At 35.5% G+C, this 15,707-nt stretch carries 16 protein-coding genes; 2 read left to right on the top strand and 14 right to left on the bottom strand.

Features of this window, described 5'->3' with window-relative positions; genetic code table 11:
- The first annotated feature begins 69 nt into the window (after nucleotides 1-69).
- Nucleotides 70-1,581 carry a glucose-6-phosphate dehydrogenase gene (gene zwf / locus IAE52_RS10400; protein WP_012898704.1) on the top strand — a complete coding sequence of 504 codons (1,512 nt, stop codon included), beginning with the start codon at nucleotides 70-72 and terminating at the stop codon, nucleotides 1,579-1,581.
- A 192-nt stretch (nucleotides 1,582-1,773) separates the two neighbouring features.
- Here the strand turns inward: zwf and IAE52_RS10395 are convergent, their stop codons facing one another.
- The 9 genes from IAE52_RS10395 to mreC all read right to left on the bottom strand — a co-directional run bounded on the left by IAE52_RS10395 (nucleotide 1,774) and on the right by mreC (nucleotide 11,382).
- On the bottom strand, nucleotides 1,774-2,301 hold the full coding sequence (locus IAE52_RS10395) for a YqeG family HAD IIIA-type phosphatase (protein ID WP_003132009.1): 528 nt from the start codon (nucleotides 2,299-2,301) through the stop codon (nucleotides 1,774-1,776).
- Between the two features lie 138 nt (nucleotides 2,302-2,439).
- Nucleotides 2,440-3,579, bottom strand: a complete 1,140-nt coding sequence (dnaJ, locus tag IAE52_RS10390) for a molecular chaperone DnaJ (protein WP_010906396.1) — start codon at nucleotides 3,577-3,579, stop codon at nucleotides 2,440-2,442.
- Between the two features lie 113 nt (nucleotides 3,580-3,692).
- A complete protein-coding gene (locus tag IAE52_RS10385) occupies nucleotides 3,693-4,436 on the bottom strand; it encodes a C39 family peptidase (RefSeq protein ID WP_017865247.1) in 744 nt (247 codons plus the stop codon).
- Nucleotides 4,426-5,148: an aspartate/glutamate racemase family protein gene (locus IAE52_RS10380; RefSeq protein ID WP_109991346.1), complete on the bottom strand. Its 723-nt coding sequence runs from the start codon at nucleotides 5,146-5,148 to the stop codon at nucleotides 4,426-4,428. The genes IAE52_RS10385 and IAE52_RS10380 overlap by 11 nt, the downstream gene beginning before the upstream one ends.
- Nucleotides 5,149-5,177: 29 nt before the next feature.
- Nucleotides 5,178-6,404: a carboxylate--amine ligase gene (locus IAE52_RS10375; protein ID WP_033899272.1), complete on the bottom strand. Its 1,227-nt coding sequence runs from the start codon at nucleotides 6,402-6,404 to the stop codon at nucleotides 5,178-5,180.
- A gap of 11 nt (nucleotides 6,405-6,415) precedes the next feature.
- Entirely contained in the window at nucleotides 6,416-8,293 is a 1,878-nt protein-coding gene (gene asnB, locus IAE52_RS10370; RefSeq protein ID WP_015427227.1) for an asparagine synthase (glutamine-hydrolyzing), read from the bottom strand.
- 122 nt (nucleotides 8,294-8,415) lie between these two features.
- Complete coding sequence (locus tag IAE52_RS10365) at nucleotides 8,416-9,786, bottom strand: CHAP domain-containing protein (RefSeq protein ID WP_010906400.1); 1,371 nt, start codon at nucleotides 9,784-9,786, stop codon at nucleotides 8,416-8,418.
- A gap of 103 nt (nucleotides 9,787-9,889) precedes the next feature.
- Complete coding sequence (gene mreD / locus IAE52_RS10360; RefSeq protein WP_014570856.1) at nucleotides 9,890-10,417, bottom strand: rod shape-determining protein MreD; 528 nt, start codon at nucleotides 10,415-10,417, stop codon at nucleotides 9,890-9,892.
- Between the two features lie 89 nt (nucleotides 10,418-10,506).
- Nucleotides 10,507-11,382, bottom strand: coding sequence for a rod shape-determining protein MreC (gene mreC, locus IAE52_RS10355; RefSeq protein ID WP_033899265.1), 876 nt, complete (start codon nucleotides 11,380-11,382; stop codon nucleotides 10,507-10,509).
- Between the two features lie 292 nt (nucleotides 11,383-11,674).
- On the opposite strand from mreC, the gene IAE52_RS10350 reads away from it, so the two are divergent.
- Nucleotides 11,675-12,115, top strand: coding sequence for an NUDIX hydrolase (locus tag IAE52_RS10350; protein WP_012898710.1), 441 nt, complete (start codon nucleotides 11,675-11,677; stop codon nucleotides 12,113-12,115).
- A 28-nt stretch (nucleotides 12,116-12,143) separates the two neighbouring features.
- Here IAE52_RS10350 and rpiA read toward each other — a convergent pair whose 3' ends face one another.
- The 5 genes from rpiA to IAE52_RS10325 form a co-directional block, all read right to left on the bottom strand.
- Nucleotides 12,144-12,818 (bottom strand): ribose-5-phosphate isomerase RpiA, encoded by a 675-nt coding sequence (gene rpiA / locus IAE52_RS10345; RefSeq protein WP_003132023.1) that lies wholly within the window; start codon nucleotides 12,816-12,818, stop codon nucleotides 12,144-12,146.
- A gap of 83 nt (nucleotides 12,819-12,901) precedes the next feature.
- Nucleotides 12,902-13,588, bottom strand: a complete 687-nt coding sequence (locus tag IAE52_RS10340; protein ID WP_012898712.1) for a Crp/Fnr family transcriptional regulator — start codon at nucleotides 13,586-13,588, stop codon at nucleotides 12,902-12,904.
- A gap of 82 nt (nucleotides 13,589-13,670) precedes the next feature.
- Nucleotides 13,671-14,891, bottom strand: coding sequence for an MFS transporter (locus tag IAE52_RS10335; RefSeq protein WP_200136788.1), 1,221 nt, complete (start codon nucleotides 14,889-14,891; stop codon nucleotides 13,671-13,673).
- Nucleotides 14,892-14,953: 62 nt separating this feature from the next.
- Nucleotides 14,954-15,391 (bottom strand): universal stress protein, encoded by a 438-nt coding sequence (locus IAE52_RS10330; RefSeq protein WP_033899262.1) that lies wholly within the window; start codon nucleotides 15,389-15,391, stop codon nucleotides 14,954-14,956.
- Nucleotides 15,392-15,410: 19 nt separating this feature from the next.
- Nucleotides 15,411-15,614, bottom strand: coding sequence for a hypothetical protein (locus IAE52_RS10325; RefSeq protein WP_003132029.1), 204 nt, complete (start codon nucleotides 15,612-15,614; stop codon nucleotides 15,411-15,413).
- Nucleotides 15,615-15,707 lie beyond the last annotated feature (93 nt).

Below are 15,707 nucleotides of genomic sequence, written 5' to 3'. Positions count from 1 at the left end.
TTTTACTGACAGAAATTCTAAATCAGTCTGTCAGTAAATTAATTATTGTTTTTTAAAAAAGGAAAAAATATGACCGAACAAAAACAAGCACTTTTCACCATCTTCGGAGCAACTGGTGACCTCGCTAAAAGAAAGCTCTACCCTTCACTCTTTCGCCTTTTCAAAAAAGGTGAGCTAGCTGACAATTTTGCAGTCATTGGTACCGCTCGCCGTCCATGGACAAACGAATATTATCGTGAAGTTGTTTTAGAGTCTATCAAAGATTTAATGAACTCAAAAACAGAAGCCGAAAATTTCGCCAGCCATTTTTATTATCAAAGTCACGATGTTAGCGACAGCTCACATTACGTTAACTTAAAAGATTTGGGTGAAAAATTGCGTAAACAGTATAAAACTGCTGGCAATCAAGTCTTCTTTTTAGCAATGGCTCCTCAATTTTTTGGCACTATCGCTGAACACCTTAAATCAGAAAATATTTTGACAGGTGAGGGTTTTGAGAGAATCGTCATTGAAAAACCATTTGGAACAAGCTACGATACGGCAAAATCACTTAATGACAGCCTCGCAAAAGTATTTAGTGAAGAACAAATTTTCCGAATCGACCACTACCTTGGAAAAGAAATGATCCAGGCCGTTTCTGCCGTTCGTTTTGCCAATCCAATCTTTGAATCGCTTTGGAATAATCAACACATTGATAACGTTCAGATTACTTTTGCCGAATTTATCGGTGTTGAAGACCGTGGCGGTTACTACGAAACTTCTGGTGCTTTAAAAGATATGATTCAAAACCATGTCTTACAAGTACTCAGCCTCATTGCCATGGAAAAACCTGAAAAATTTGATGAATCTTATATTGTAAAAGAAAAAGTTAAAGCCCTTAATGCAATCCGTCAATATTCTTCTGAGGAAGCTTTAGAAAACTTCGTTCGTGGTCAATATATCGCAGGACGTTTTGACGGTGAAGATTACCTAGGCTATCGCGAAGAAGATTCTGTTGCAACAGACAGTCGAACTGAAACTTTCGCTGCTGGAAAATTTGTCATTGATAATGAGCGTTGGTCAGGCGTCCCTTTCTATGTTCGCTCAGGAAAACGTATGACTGAAAAAGGAACTCGTATTAATATCGTTTTCAAAAAAGATAAAGACAATCTCTTTGCAGAAAATTGCGATGACCAATCCGTTCAAAATGTTTTGACCATTTATATTCAACCAACTGAAGGGTTTTCACTTTCAGTAAATGGAAAAGCGGCTGGTCAAGGCTTCCATTTAGAGCCTTTGCGGTTAAATTTCCGACACGATAGTGAATTTCTTGGAAATTCTCCTGAAGCATATGAAAAACTTTTCCTAGATGTCCTTAATGGAGATGGAACAAATTTCTCACATTGGGAAGAAGCGGCTCGCGCCTGGGAACTTATTGATGTTATTCGAGAAGCTTGGGATAAAGAAACTTCTGAGCTTCCAACTTATGCAGCTCGCACAATGGGACCTAAGGCTGCATTTGACTTACTAGAAAAAAATGGTCACGAATGGGCTTGGCAACCTGATTTATGGTATCAAGAACGTGGTTACTACAATAAATAAAGAAAAAAACCTGTCTTAACGATAGGTTTTTTATCTTTTCCACAAACTTTTACACAGTTTTCCACACATTTGTGGAAAGACTTCACAATTATGTGGAAAACTTTCTGTTTTTATCCGTAAAATAAGATAAAAAAAGGATTTTACTTGTGAATTTATTTTTCCACAGGTAAAATTCTTTTTTGAAATCTTTTTTTATAAACTTGTTTTCCACACAGGCTCACCATCTCGAGCAATCAATTTTTTCCAAACACGTCGTTCACGCCAACGATTCACTTGTGTACTCCAAGAGTCTGATGCAACTAAAGGTTTGACTAAAATACTTCTGACGCCGGCACGATGAGCAGCTCTAATATCCGTCATCAATTGATCACCAACCATAATCACATTTTCAGGACGCTCATCAAGCAATCTCAAGGCTTTTTTTATCCCCCAAGCAAAAGGTTTCATTGCCCGCCAAATATATTGAACACCAAACTTTTCCACAGCACGAGCAACTCTTGCTTGTTTATTATTTGATACAACCACCACTTTTAAACCATTTTCTCGCATATCCAAAAGCCAAGCCAAAAGCTCTGGAGTTCCGTCAGGATTATCCCAGGCAATTAAAGTATTGTCCAAATCCACCATTACGGCACGAACATTCAAGGCTTGCAGACGTTTAGGGTCTAGTTGATAGACAGCTTCCACTAAATAATCAGGCTTATAATTATCAATTTTCATGCCCCTATTATATCAAAAACTTACAGAAATTCCTGTTTTCTTCCCTAAAAATACTGACAAACTTGTCAGCAAAAAAATAGAGAACAAAATTACTGATAGAACAAAAAAAGCCGCCAAAAGCGACTTTTACTTTTATTTTTATTTAAACTTATCAAAGAAACCTTTTTTACCTGAACCAGAGACTTCAACACCACTTGCTTTAGCAAAAGCTTGGAGCGCTTCTTTTTGAGCTTGATTCAAATTCTTAGGAGTGACAATATTGATAATAACATATTGGTCACCATTACCAGAACCACGGAGTTTTGGCGCACCTTTACCTTTTAGACGGAAATTAGCCCCTGTTTGTGTTCCAGCAGGAATTTTCAACTTCACATTTCCATGAACAGTCGGAACTTCAATTTCATCACCTAAAGCAGCTTGAACAAAGTCCATTGGCATCTTGTAGTAAATTTCTGCACCATCACGCTCAAATTTGTCTGAAGCTTCCACTTGGAAAACAACATACAAATCACCATAAGGTCCACCATTTACACCAGCATCACCTTGTCCTTGCAAACGCATTTTTTGTCCAGTTTCAACACCAGCAGGTACAGTAACCTTAACAGTATGTGCCACTTTTTCATGACCTGAACCATGACAAGTTTCACATTTCTCTTTGATTTCTTTACCTGTTCCGTTACAAACATCACATGTTACTTGTGTTTGCATCCGTCCAAGTGGTGTATCACGAACAACATTAATTTGTCCACGACCACCACATTTATGACAAGTTTCTGGATGTGTGCCAGCTTTCGCTCCAGAACCTCCACAAGTGTGACAGAGTTCTTCCCGATTATATTTGACTTGTTTTTCCACGCCAAAAATAGCTTCTTCAAATTTTAAGTTTATCCGATACTGTAAGTCATCTCCTTGACGGGGTGCATTAGGGTTAACTTGTGCACCACCTCCTCCAAAGAAACTTGAGAATATATCTTCAAAACCACCAAAGCCACCTGAGCCACCGCCGAAACCAGAGAAACCAGAAGCTCCGCCGAAGCCACCGCCACCAAAGCCGCCATTGGCTCCAGCTTCACCATATTGGTCATAAGCAGCACGCTTTTGTTCATCCGAAAGCGTTTCGTATGCTTCTTGAACTTCTTTATATTTTTCTTCAGCACCCTCTTCTTTATTTAAATCGGGGTGATATTTTTTGGACATTTTACGATAAGCTTTTTTTATTTCATCTTGACTGGCATTTTTATCGACACCTAGTCGTTCATAATATTCAGTATTATTCATTTCTAAATTACTCACTTCCTTTACTAAATCAATTTTTCAATAGCACTATTTTACCACGTTTTTTCATTTTTGGCAAAAAAATTAGCACTCTTTTTATAAGAGTGCTAATTACACTATAAAAATTCTATCGCAAATTGATTTGTTCCACTATAAACCGAATCAACTGTAGATTCAGCCAACCAATATTTTCCTTTTATTGGATCAGTAACATGAAACTCATTTTTCTTTTCGTTATACCCATCTAAAATAACAGCATGCGTATTAGCTACAACCTTATAACCGTAATAATCATCGTAAGTGATATTGGGTTCATCAAAATCAATCGTCACCCACATTTCAACTAAATGTTCTGATAAAACAGCATCTTTAATCTCGCTAATACTTTTTCCAGATAAGTCAGCAACTTGGATATTATTTTCTTGAGCAAAACTCATCAAAGCTGTGGGCCAAATCGTTGGAAAACCACCATCCGGGATGTCTTCATCAGACGTCCAAGGATTCCCAGCATAACCACTTCCTGGATCACCTCCCCAACCCACATACGGCAAAGATTCAATCCAATCAGTGACCGTCCTACCCTGAGTTTTATCCAAATAGACCAATGCATTGTAAAAAGAAACAATTTCACATCCCTGGTAGGCTCCGATTGTCATTTGATTAACATCACCAGTTTTCATCAAAACATAATCGTACTTACCCTTACGATCAGTTTGGACAAAAGTTTTTGATGCAGATGTTAATTTTTTATCTTCTTGATTCTTAGGATTTACAATTAAAGTAAAAATAAGTAGACAGGCCACAAGAACAAATAAAATTACGATCCTTTTTTTAAAAAGTTTTTTCTTTTTAATAGTCATCTAATAAATCTTTTTTTCCCATCATAGATATTGTTCGATGTACAGTTTCAGCTTGTGCATCTATTATATTGTACTCTTTTGTCAAATCATAGGCTTCATATAAGACTGACAATTCTGTACAACCTAAAATGGTTACTTCACAATTCATTTCTGACGCGACATCAGACAAAATTTCCTTATAAAGTTCAAAATTAAGATTTCTATTTTCCTTAACTTCTTGATAAATCAAGCGATTTATTTTTTCTTGCAATTGATCATCTGGAATTACCGCTTCATATCCTTGTTCTTCCAAGGCCTTACGATAAACTCCTGTCAAAATTGTTCCTTCAGTCGCTAGCACGGCCACCTTCTTAGCTTTTGGAAAGTGATGGCTAATACTATCAACGGCAATGCGTGGCATATGTAGAATCGGAATTTCTGTTGCTTTTTGCATCTCATCAAAATAATAATGAGCCGTGTTACAAGGAACAACGAAAAATTTTGGTGAAAGTTGACTGTGAATCTTAATATCATCAATCAATTTTTCTTCTGGATTTTCCAATGAAGGATTCTTGATATAATCTGTTCGGTCAGGAATTGTCGCATGATTAACTACGATATAATTCAAATAATCTTGGTCACGATAAGCCTCTGTTCGTTCATTCAGCGTATGAATAAAACTTTCAGTCGCAAGAGTACCCATCCCCCCCAAGATTGTAAAGAAGTTTTCCATTATATCCCCCTGTCCTTCTTATTTAATTTTTATTTGTGAAAGTACGTTTTAAATGCCCCAATATAGCGATGGAATGCATATTTCATCAAAAGATAACGTTTTGGTGAGTTATCCTTAGAATAAAATAGAGTTGTCCCATAGTTTCCTGAATTAATAAAACGACGAATTTCTTCTTTAAAACTAGGATTTACATATTTGAGCAATACTTTTTTAGGAACCCCTAACCAAAGTTTTGAACCTTTTCCATAAATTGTCTCAGTAAAAGGTTCATTGTTAATACGGTCAGCAACTAAATAACGCGTCAAATTGTAACCATTTAAAGTAACATAAAAGGAGCTACGTCCTTGACGTAAGTTAATTTCAAAAAGTTTATAAGAGCCATCACGTGGGTCATATTTCATATCAAAATTAGCAAAGCCTGTATATTCAATTTTTTCAAGAAAATCCTGAATTTGTTGATAAACTTGTTGATTATAATCAGGCAAAATCGCCACATAATTCCCAATCGCTTTTGGACTTGGATCCTCAAGTAAGGGATGACCCAAACACATCATGCGAACTTTATGATTTTTATCTACATAAGCGTTCAGAACACGCATATTTTCATCCCCTCCAGGAATGAAATCTTGAATAATCATCTCATCAGGATAACCAGCTTCATAGCAACGATGCAGCATCAACTTCATTTCTTCGTTAGATGCAATCGTGAACGCTTTTTTCTGTCCTTCAAAGTGCACATCTAAATAAGAAATAGAATTCCCTGGTTTTAAAATCATTGGATAAGGGAAAGTTAACTCATCTACTAAAGTATCTATTTCTGATTTTGGATTAACTAATACCGTTTTTGGATAAGGTAAATTATATTGTTCACAGATATTGTAAAAATCAGGCTTATTTTCTAATTGACGATAAAGCGCGTAGTCAATATAAGGCACTTCAAAAAATTTCGAAAGTTCCTCACGATATTTTGAAGCAAGTAGGGCATAACCGTCCCCACAAGCTACTAAAAGATATTTTTTCTTACTGTCTTTATGTTTACTTGCAAAATCACGAAGCACCTGAATAAAAGTTTCTTCATGGTCAAAATTTTCATGAGTTTGTACTTCAACAATTTTTGAATACTTTGTTGGAGCTAATCCAGAAGCACTTAAAGCCAGAGAAGTAATTCCAAATTCTTCATGAAATGAACGAGCCATTCCATAGACGTTGATATCAGAACCTAACAAGATAGGTTGAAATTTATTTGTTTGTGACACAAAAACCTCCCTTAAAAATTAACCACAGCAGGTTTTTCACCATTGTTGATGAAGTAAACATCATACCAAGTCAAGAATGAATAAATTGTCCAGAGTTTACGACGTGCATCATTTTTATCTGCAAAGTTATCATCCAACATCTTCAAAAGTTTTTCTTGATCGAAGAATTCAGCAACAAAATCTTGTTCAAATAATTGACGAACAACTTTATAATATTTTTCTTCTCGCAACCAGTCTTTAATTGGCACTGGGAAGCCTAATTTTTTACGATTTGACCATTCTTCTGGTAAATGACGACGAGCTGCTTGGCGGAAAGCATACTTTGTATTATGCTCATTCAAAAGATATTTTGTAGGAATTTGTTCCGCTGTATGCATCAATTCAATATCAAGTAGTGGAACACGCAATTCAAGTGAGTGTGCCATTGCCATTTTATCAGCTTTAAGCAGGATATCTCCTGGCATCCATTGGTGCATATCAAGATATTGCATTTTACGAAGTTCAGAACCTTCTGGGGCCTTTTTGTAAGTTTTTCCAACAATATCTTTAACAGTTGGAGCTGCTTTAAATTCTTCTTTCAAAAGCTCTACTGATTCAGACTCATCAAACACTTTCGCTTGACCGATAAAGAAATCTTCAGCAGGCGCAAGTGATTCATAAAGATGTTTTTGACCTTTGAAATGTTTATTTTCAATACCACGAGCAATTGAGAAACGTAAAGATTTTGGTAATTTCTTCAAACCTTCTGCGAAAACACGAACCGCACGAGAATTTGTACTAAATCCATAAGACTCATAACCAGCAAAAAGCTCATCGGCACCTTCACCGCTCATTACAACACGTACATCACGTGCTGCTAATTCTGCGAGGAAGAAGAGTGGCACACAAGAAGGATTTGAATCTGGTTCATCCAAATAATATTGAATTTGTGGGAAATACTTGAACGCTTCATCTCCATGGATTTCACGAGAAGTATTGTTCAAACCAATCATATCAGTCAATTGTTTGGCTTGTTTAGATTCATTGAAAGTTCCTTGACCAAAACCAATAGAATAAGTATGTTCAGGACGAAGCGTTGAAGCAACATAACTAGAATCGACACCACTTGATACAAAAGCTCCAACTTCTACGTCAGCAAATTTATGAGCGTCAACAGAACCCAAAACAGTCTTATCAATCAAATCAATTGATTCTTCCAAGCTCATATCTTTTTCATCAACTTTCATATCCCAATAAGGTTTGATATCCAAGACCCCATCTTTGTAAGTAAAGTAATGACCTTCTTTGATACGAAAAACATTTTTAAAGAAAGTTTCATCAAGAGCAGAGTATTGGAAAGTCATGTAAGGTTTTAAAGCTTCTTTATTTAATTCTTTTTTGAAGTTTGGATGTTTCAAAAAACTTTTAATTTCTGAACCATACATGAAAGTTCCACCCATTTGAGTATAGTAAAGTGGTTTGATACCAAAATGATCCCGAGCACCAAACAATTCTTGTTTTTCTCTATCCCAAATAACAAAAGCGAACATTCCACGAAGCTTTTGAAGAAGTTCTACACCATATTCTTCATAACCATGCAAAAGAACTTCTGTATCAGCATGAGTTGTAAAATCATGACCTTTAGAGATAAGGTCCTCACGTAATTCGCGGAAGTTATAAATTTCACCATTAAAAGTAATCAATTTACTTTTATCTTCATTGAAAATGGGTTGGTCTCCACCTTCAAGGTCAATAATACTCAAACGACGAAAACCAATTGCGGCACCCTCATCAATAAATTCACCTGAACTACTTGGACCACGGTGAACAATAGTATTCATCATTTCTTCTAAAGTTTTTGATTTATCATTTTGATTCATCCGGTCAATAAAGCCGACAATTCCACACATTTGTATCTATCCCCTTATCATTTTTCCTTATTATTATACCACAATAATAAAAAATGATTTGACAGAAGGAAAATTATTCCCCACTATCAAATCACTATTTTTTTATTTATTAAAAATTTGAACTAGTTTGGCATCAAGAATGTTACACCAGACGCACTTACAGTGCGTTCATGTCCCCACCAAGTTGTACCATATCCACCTTCTTTAATGGTAATTGTACCATTTGAGTTAACTGATTTTACAATAGCAACGTGACCGTAAGGTGAATTTGCATATCCAACAAAATCAGCTGAGAAGCTTGATGCGATAACACCAGGTGCAGCTCCTACAACATGGAGTACACCTTGGGCAGGACCATTAGTTGCCCATTGCCCACCATTACCTGGCATGATATTTCTGATGTAGATTCCTTGTGCAGCAAAGTATTGCCATACATAGTCAGTACATCCACCACCAGCATAAGGATTAGCAATTGGTGTGCTATTAATACCTGATGAACTTGAACCACCAGTATTACCAGTACCAGCAGCATTATTGTTACCAGTATTTGTACTTCCACCACCATTAGAGCTATTAGAGCTTGATGAGCTATTAGAGCTTGATGAATTGCTACTTGAGCTGCTTGAATTTGATGATGTATTATTGCTACTTGTGTTTGAACTTGATGAACTTGATTGTGAAGCTTGACTAGATGAAACAGTTGAAGTTGCTTCTTCTACCGCTTTAGTTGTTGCTGCTGTAGAAGCTGCCTGAGCTTTAGCGGCCTCTTTTTGTTGTGCTTCATAAGCTGCTTGTTTTTTAGCTGCTTCTTGAGCTGCTTTTTCTGCGGCTGCTTTTTCATCTAATAAAGATTGTTTTTTATCTTGCGCAGTAGCAATTGTTGCTTGATAATTCAAAGTAGCAACTTTAAGTTCAGCTTGTTGTGAAGTCAACTCTTGAGCTTGAGAATCTAAACTTTGTGAAAGAGAAACGAACTGGTTATAGTTCTTTTTAACAGTTTCTGATTTTTGACTAAGTTCTTTTTGCTCTTTTTCTTGTTGTTCCAACATTTGTTTGTTGGCACTAGAAACTGTAGCAATTGCTGTTACTTTTTGAATAACATCTGTCAAAGATTTTGAATTAACAACAGCATCCATATAGTTTGTTGCTGAGCTGTTAACTTGAGCACTACGTGCTTGAGCTTCCAATGTCTTTGTACGTTCTGCGATACTTTCATTCAATGTTGCAATTTGTGCATTAAGCGCTTTTGCTTCACTTTCGATTTTAGCAATTTGAGCTTTTGTGCTTGCTTGTTTTTGTTGTAAGCTATCAACTTTTGATTGTAAGCTATCAACTTGTGCTTGGGCTTGAGCCTTTGCAGACTGCGCACTTGAAATTGTCGCATCTTGTTTAGCAATATCTGAATTTGTGTCAGCGTAGACCCCTGACAACGGTGCTGCAGCAGAGAGTACCACTGTAGACATTAAAATAGCTGAGATAATCTTTTTTTTCATAACTGTAATTTTTTAATTTTTCCTCCCATTAAGTTCGGTTGAATAAACATATTATACTATTCCTACCCGCCCAAAACATTTCTTTATGGTTACAAAACGCTTTCTAATTGTATCTTCCGTGACTTTTCTTTAATCTGTAAAAGATTTCTAAAGGAAATTGCAAGGCTACAGCCAAGATAATATTAAGCAAAAGTGTAGGTGCTAGCTGGTAAACAACAAAATTAATAAAGTTTAAATGTGCAAATCCAAAAGCTACCATAATGATTGCACTAAAAACTTCAAAAGCCGTCACAATAATAATTGTTGTAAATAACCGTGTCCAGCGATTAGTAAATATGGTTATCTGTATATTATATATAAAAAGAGCAATAAGTGGGAACAATAAGGTCGCAATTCCATAAATCCCTAGATAATAACTATCATATATTGCCCCCAAAACTGCCGCTAAGATGATAATATAGCTTGGTCTGTGCTGAGTGACACTGTACATCAGAAATATCAAAAATAAATGACTCACTGGCACCCACGTCCCGCTGCTAACCCCCGTTAATATATGGGTAATTTGACCGTCCAAAATCATTAGTAAAAAAAGAATAATTGGACTAAAAAATTGAAATGTAAATCGACTCACTACTTAATTCCTTATATTCTAGTTGGTTTTAACAAATTAATGCTTTATTTCCATAAGCAAAATAATAATTAATACTTATCTAGCAAAAACTACTGACCGTCAATTTTGCTTTTGACCACAAAGACGAATCTAATATCATAGAGATTTGTTTCTGGTTTGATATAAACCATTTTACCAAGGCCATCACTATCTTGCTTTTCACCGATAACCTTTCCTATAAGTAAACCACTTGGTGTTCCACCTTGACTACCAGAATTCGTTCCAAGACCACTAGTAAAAACGGAATCTCCATTTTTAAATTTCCCTTGTGAGTCGATATTTTTAACTACATAAGCCTCTTGTTGGGAATCATAGCTGCTCAAAATGCCATAAACAGGTGAGCCGTCACTTTCAATTCTTACAGGAATTTTATTATCAATTCCTTTAGAAGAACTTAAAAGTGCAACTTTTGAACTATTTTTATTCACTTGAGTTACTCGACCAACAACGCCACCATTTGCCATAACAATCATACCTGTTGTCAAGCCATCCTTACTACCGCTATCAATCACTAGTGTATCATTCCATGAAGAAGGCTCACGAGTAATCACATTTGCAGCAACCGTTTGATAATCAGTTAAAGTTTCTTGGAGTTTCAAAGCTTTTTTCAACTCTTTATTTTCTGACTCAAGGCCGCTTAATTTATTATCATCATCTTTTGACTTTGCCAATTGTGTTTTTAAACTTTGGTTTTGTTGGTAGGTATCCATCAGATTCGACAATTCATTAGCCTTGTCTTGAACAAAGTGGATAGGTGCCACAAGTACTCTGTCAACAAAACTTGTCCCATCATTAATGGTTTGAGTCATTGCTGACGGATTACGGTTAGACTTAAAATTTTTGGCAGAGATAAAAATTGCTGACATCGCTGCAATAATGATAATGAGTGCAATAATAATAAGCTTACTTAAGTTAATTTTTTTCACTATTCTATGTTCCCTTCGGTAATATGTTTCAAACTCTCTAAATTAAATTTGAAAGCTCTGTGATTTCACATAGCCCTTTGCATAAGCAAAAGCAATTCTTATATCGTTTATCTCTTTGAACTAATCTTCACTTTCAATCCGATAGTCGTATAAGTTCTTCTTACTCGTACCTTATTTTATCAAATTTGACAGAATTTTGATAGAATAGTAGTAATAAATTTCTGTAAGCGGTTTTTAACTATTTTAAAATAGTTATGTTTATCATAATAATCAGTATTGGGGAGAATTTTTTATGAATCATATTCCAGTTTTCGGTGAAAAAAATGAAGAGAAAAATTATCAGGCAAGATATGGTGTCTATTCGATTGTCGCAAGAGAGAATAAAGAAATTTGTCTCGTTCAGGCACCCAATGGAGCTTATTTTCTTCCTGGGGGAGAAATTGAAGCGGGTGAAGATCAAGAAAAAGCACTTCATCGTGAACTCATGGAAGAGTTAGGAGCTACCGCTGAAATTGGAGAATTTTTAGGGCAAGCAGATGAATATTTTTATAGTTCGCATCGTGATAAATATTTTTATAATCCCGCCTATATTTATAATACTAAGAATGTCCGCTTTGATTCCAAACCTCTCGAAGATTTTAACCATATTAGCTGGTTTGACCCAGAAACAGCTATTAGTAAACTCAAACGTGGCTCTCATAAATGGGGAGTTCAAGAGTGGTTAAAGAAATAAAAAAATCGTCTGATTGACGATTTTTTATTTACTTATTTATTATTCTTACGCCTTCGTTGCCAGCAACAATCACTTTTTTAACCATATTATTAAAGAGGCCGTGTTCAACAACTCCAACCATTAAATCAAGCTCTTCAGCAAGTTTTTCTGGTTCTTTAATTTGAGAGATATGAAGGTCAATAATAAAGTGATGCATATCCGTTATCAATCTCTCGTTTTCCTCATTTAGACGCCAAGTTGGAGCATAGCCAGCCGCTTCGAATTTTTTAAAAACTTGTTGTGAGCCATAAGGAATAACTTCTACAGGAATTTTAAAGGATCCTAGATTTTCTGATAATTTACTTTCATCAACAATCCAAATATAGTCTTTTGAGTAGGTTGCAACAATTTTTTCCATTAGAAGTGCTGCTCCACCACCTTTAATACCATTTAGTGAAGAATCAATTTCATCTGCGCCATCAACTGTTAAATCAACATAATCTACTTCGTCAATAGAGGCTAAAGGAATTCCAAGAGCTCTGGCTTGGCTACTTGTTACATTGGACGTTGTTACACCCGTAATTTCCAATTGTTCTTCGGCAATTCTTCGACCCAATTCTTCGACAAAATAGGCTGCTGTTGACCCAGTTCCTAAACCAACGACCATTCCCGATTTAACAAATTCAGCAGCTTTTATGCCGACTTGTTTTTTTAAATTATCCATTTTACCTCCTTGAATACTTTGATATCATGCTGACCTAATTATAACAAAAAAGCTACCTAAAGTAGCTTTTTTATCTGTTTATATTAACTAATATATTCTTCCAAATATTGAGGATTATAAATCATGATCTTATTATCAATCACATCAATTACTTTCTCATCCTTTAAATCGTGGAGAATACGATTGACACTGTTTCTTGTAGAAATACCACAGAAGCCTGCAATATCCTCATTAGTAACTGTGAAATCAATCAAAATTCCATCTTTCTTACGAATGCCAAAATCATCAATTAAACTATGGAGACAAGCACAAACTGCTCCTTTTTTACCATTAATTGTCATTTTTTGAAGAATTTCTAAATTAAGTGCCAATCTTCTTTTATAAAAATCATCAACAACTCTAAATAAATTTAAATCTTCGCGTACCCAATCCCAAAAATCGCTCCGCGAAATTTTATAAAAATTAGCCGTTGGAGATTCCACTCTGACATTAAATAATGCTGAGATTCCATCATTTTGTTTTTCTTCCAATAAAGAAACAAAATCTGGCTGCGCAACATACGCGATATTAAATTCACGACCATCTCTTAAAATATTGCTAATCTTCGCTACACCATCTTTAAGGACGTAGATATATTCTGACTCAATTCCTTGATACATAATATAGCTATGCTTTTTACGTGTTACGACACTGACTTTTTTTTGCTCTAGTGTATTGATTAGATATTCAATGTTTACGTTTGCCATTTCTTCCATCTTATTAAAACTCATCTACTCGCTAATTTGTTCATTTATTCGCCTATATAAGGCTGTAGCCATTTCATTATATCATTTTTTATGTAAATCATTAAAATCAAACTTTAGAACTTGATTTTTGATGTTTACCATGAATGAGATAGTATATAATCCAAACAATTACAACTGCGGGAGCACTGTAAAGATACAAATTTCTGAAACCAAGCATACCATTTCCAAACATTGGAATAATTGCTCCAAGAACAATAGGTCCTCCACCAACACCTAAATCTAAAAATCCAAAGAAGGTAGAAGTTGCAACACCGATACGATCTTTACTTGAATCACGAATAGCAATTGCTTGACCAAATGGTGCAACACCACCGTAACCAAGACCGAAGGCTCCACCAGCAATTAATAAGACAACAAAGCCAATAGCTGGGCTGAAGAAACCGGCTAATCCAACAAGAAGCATTGCCACTGCAAAGAAAATAAATGTTGGATTGAAAATCCAGTTATCCCCTTTAGTATCGAATAAACGACCTGTGAATGGACGTGAAACAAAGATTAACACGGCATACATCGTGAAGAATAATGATCCCGCAAGTGGAATTTTAAGATCTGTTGAAAATGAACCCATTCCTGTTAAAATAGCTGAGTCAATAAATCCGGCTAAAAAGGCAATAATTGAAATAGGAAGAGCTGATTTTTCAATATATCGTTCAACACCTTTAGGTTCATGCGCCAGGGCATAGGCACGCTCTTCTGCAGAAAATTCTTTGACACGAACAAAGAAAATTAATATGAAGGTAATAACCAACAAACCAAGAGCAATTCCAAGTAAAGAACCAAAACCAAGTGAAGAGTAAATCATGATTGAAAGGGCTGGACCAACTGCAGCTGCCAAGGTAACAGATAAAGCGTAGTAGCCAATTCCTTCACCACGACGTGAAGCAGGGACAACGTGACCTGCAATTGTTCCTGAGGCTGTTGCACCAATCCCAAAACCTGCGCCTTGAATCACTCGAATCAAAAAGAGTAAGGGAATATTAGTTGTCAAATAATAACCAAAAGTTAAAACAAGAAAAATAAGTCCACCAATATAGAGCAATCGCTTCATTCCGATACGTGTGATATTAATACCTGTCCAAACCCGACCAATCAGGGCTCCAATAACAAAAACGCTTGATAAAGAAAGACTAACAACTGTTGATTGATGAAGTTGTTGAAGCGCATAAGTCCCTATTGAGGAGGTTAAGACGTAAAAAACAATATAAAATAAAAAACTAATAAGCGTGTTAATAACGAAAGTAGGAGTAAAAATACTTTCTTTTTTCATGATTTTTTCCATTTCTAAGTAAAAGAGACTCTGCTCTTTTTATGAGTGACTAAGTAAGACTATTATTTTCTAACGATGAGTGTATTGCAAGTGGCATGATTAACAATATAAGATGCAACTGAACCAACAACTACACGCTCTATATAACTAATCCCTGTTGCGCCAATTACAATCAAATCAACATTTTCTTGCTTAGGAATTTTTGTTGCCATTACTACTTTAGGTGAACCATATTCCAAAAGTGTTCTAACATTTGTTAGTCCTTCATCCAATGCTTCCTTAGCAAATTGTTGCAATAAAAGTTTTGTTCCATTTTCATGCTGTTCTTCGGCAATTGTGTCGTAAGTATTCACGGCAAGAAATGAACGTTTTTCAATAACGTTGGCTAAGATGAGCTCAGCATCATTGCGTTTAGCAACTCTGACTGCTTCATCAAATGCTTTAAGTGATTCTGCTGAACCATCCATACCAACTAAAATTCTTGAATATTTTTGTTCCATGCTAACTGTCCTTATCTAATTAACCGATAGCTGAGATATTTCTTACTTCAAAAGCAAATTTTCCATCTTCAGTTTTTATAAAACCGTGGTGATTTGAAACAAATTCAATTGCTTCATCCATGTTAACGAAGTCTTGAATGACACTGCGTACTTTAGTATCGCCTACATAGTTTGGTGTTGAATTTTCTTCATATGAAGAAAGTCCTTTAAATTCAAATTTCATTTCGAAATTCCTTTCTTAAATAACAATAATTTCTATTTTTGAGAAACGGGAATCTTGTTGTTCTCAAATGTTTTTAAGTTACTCAATTATTTT

Origin of the sequence: Lactococcus sp. S47 (genome assembly GCF_016517475.1) — a bacterium.
Classification (GTDB): Bacteria; Bacillota; Bacilli; order Lactobacillales; family Streptococcaceae; genus Lactococcus; species Lactococcus lactis.
Note: the sequence above shows the minus strand (reverse complement) of the source record. Positions and strands in the feature narration are given on the sequence as shown.

What these genes read in the sequence shown, in the direction of transcription:
- zwf (WP_012898704.1), top strand. Translation starts at nt 70, where the DNA reads ATGACCGAACAAAAACAAGCACTTTTCACCATCTTCGGAGCAACTGGT.
- IAE52_RS10395 (WP_003132009.1), bottom strand. Translation starts at nt 2,301, where the DNA reads ATGAAAATTGATAATTATAAGCCTGATTATTTAGTGGAAGCTGTCTAT.
- dnaJ (WP_010906396.1), bottom strand. Translation starts at nt 3,579, where the DNA reads ATGAATAATACTGAATATTATGAACGACTAGGTGTCGATAAAAATGCC.
- IAE52_RS10385 (WP_017865247.1), bottom strand. Translation starts at nt 4,436, where the DNA reads ATGACTATTAAAAAGAAAAAACTTTTTAAAAAAAGGATCGTAATTTTA.
- IAE52_RS10380 (WP_109991346.1), bottom strand. Translation starts at nt 5,148, where the DNA reads ATGGAAAACTTCTTTACAATCTTGGGGGGGATGGGTACTCTTGCGACT.
- asnB (WP_015427227.1), bottom strand. Translation starts at nt 8,293, where the DNA reads ATGTGTGGAATTGTCGGCTTTATTGACCGGATGAATCAAAATGATAAA.
- IAE52_RS10365 (WP_010906400.1), bottom strand. Translation starts at nt 9,786, where the DNA reads ATGAAAAAAAAGATTATCTCAGCTATTTTAATGTCTACAGTGGTACTC.
- IAE52_RS10350 (WP_012898710.1), top strand. Translation starts at nt 11,675, where the DNA reads ATGAATCATATTCCAGTTTTCGGTGAAAAAAATGAAGAGAAAAATTAT.
- rpiA (WP_003132023.1), bottom strand. Translation starts at nt 12,818, where the DNA reads ATGGATAATTTAAAAAAACAAGTCGGCATAAAAGCTGCTGAATTTGTT.
- IAE52_RS10340 (WP_012898712.1), bottom strand. Translation starts at nt 13,588, where the DNA reads ATGAGTTTTAATAAGATGGAAGAAATGGCAAACGTAAACATTGAATAT.
- IAE52_RS10335 (WP_200136788.1), bottom strand. Translation starts at nt 14,891, where the DNA reads ATGAAAAAAGAAAGTATTTTTACTCCTACTTTCGTTATTAACACGCTT.
- IAE52_RS10330 (WP_033899262.1), bottom strand. Translation starts at nt 15,391, where the DNA reads ATGGAACAAAAATATTCAAGAATTTTAGTTGGTATGGATGGTTCAGCA.
- IAE52_RS10325 (WP_003132029.1), bottom strand. Translation starts at nt 15,614, where the DNA reads ATGAAATTTGAATTTAAAGGACTTTCTTCATATGAAGAAAATTCAACA.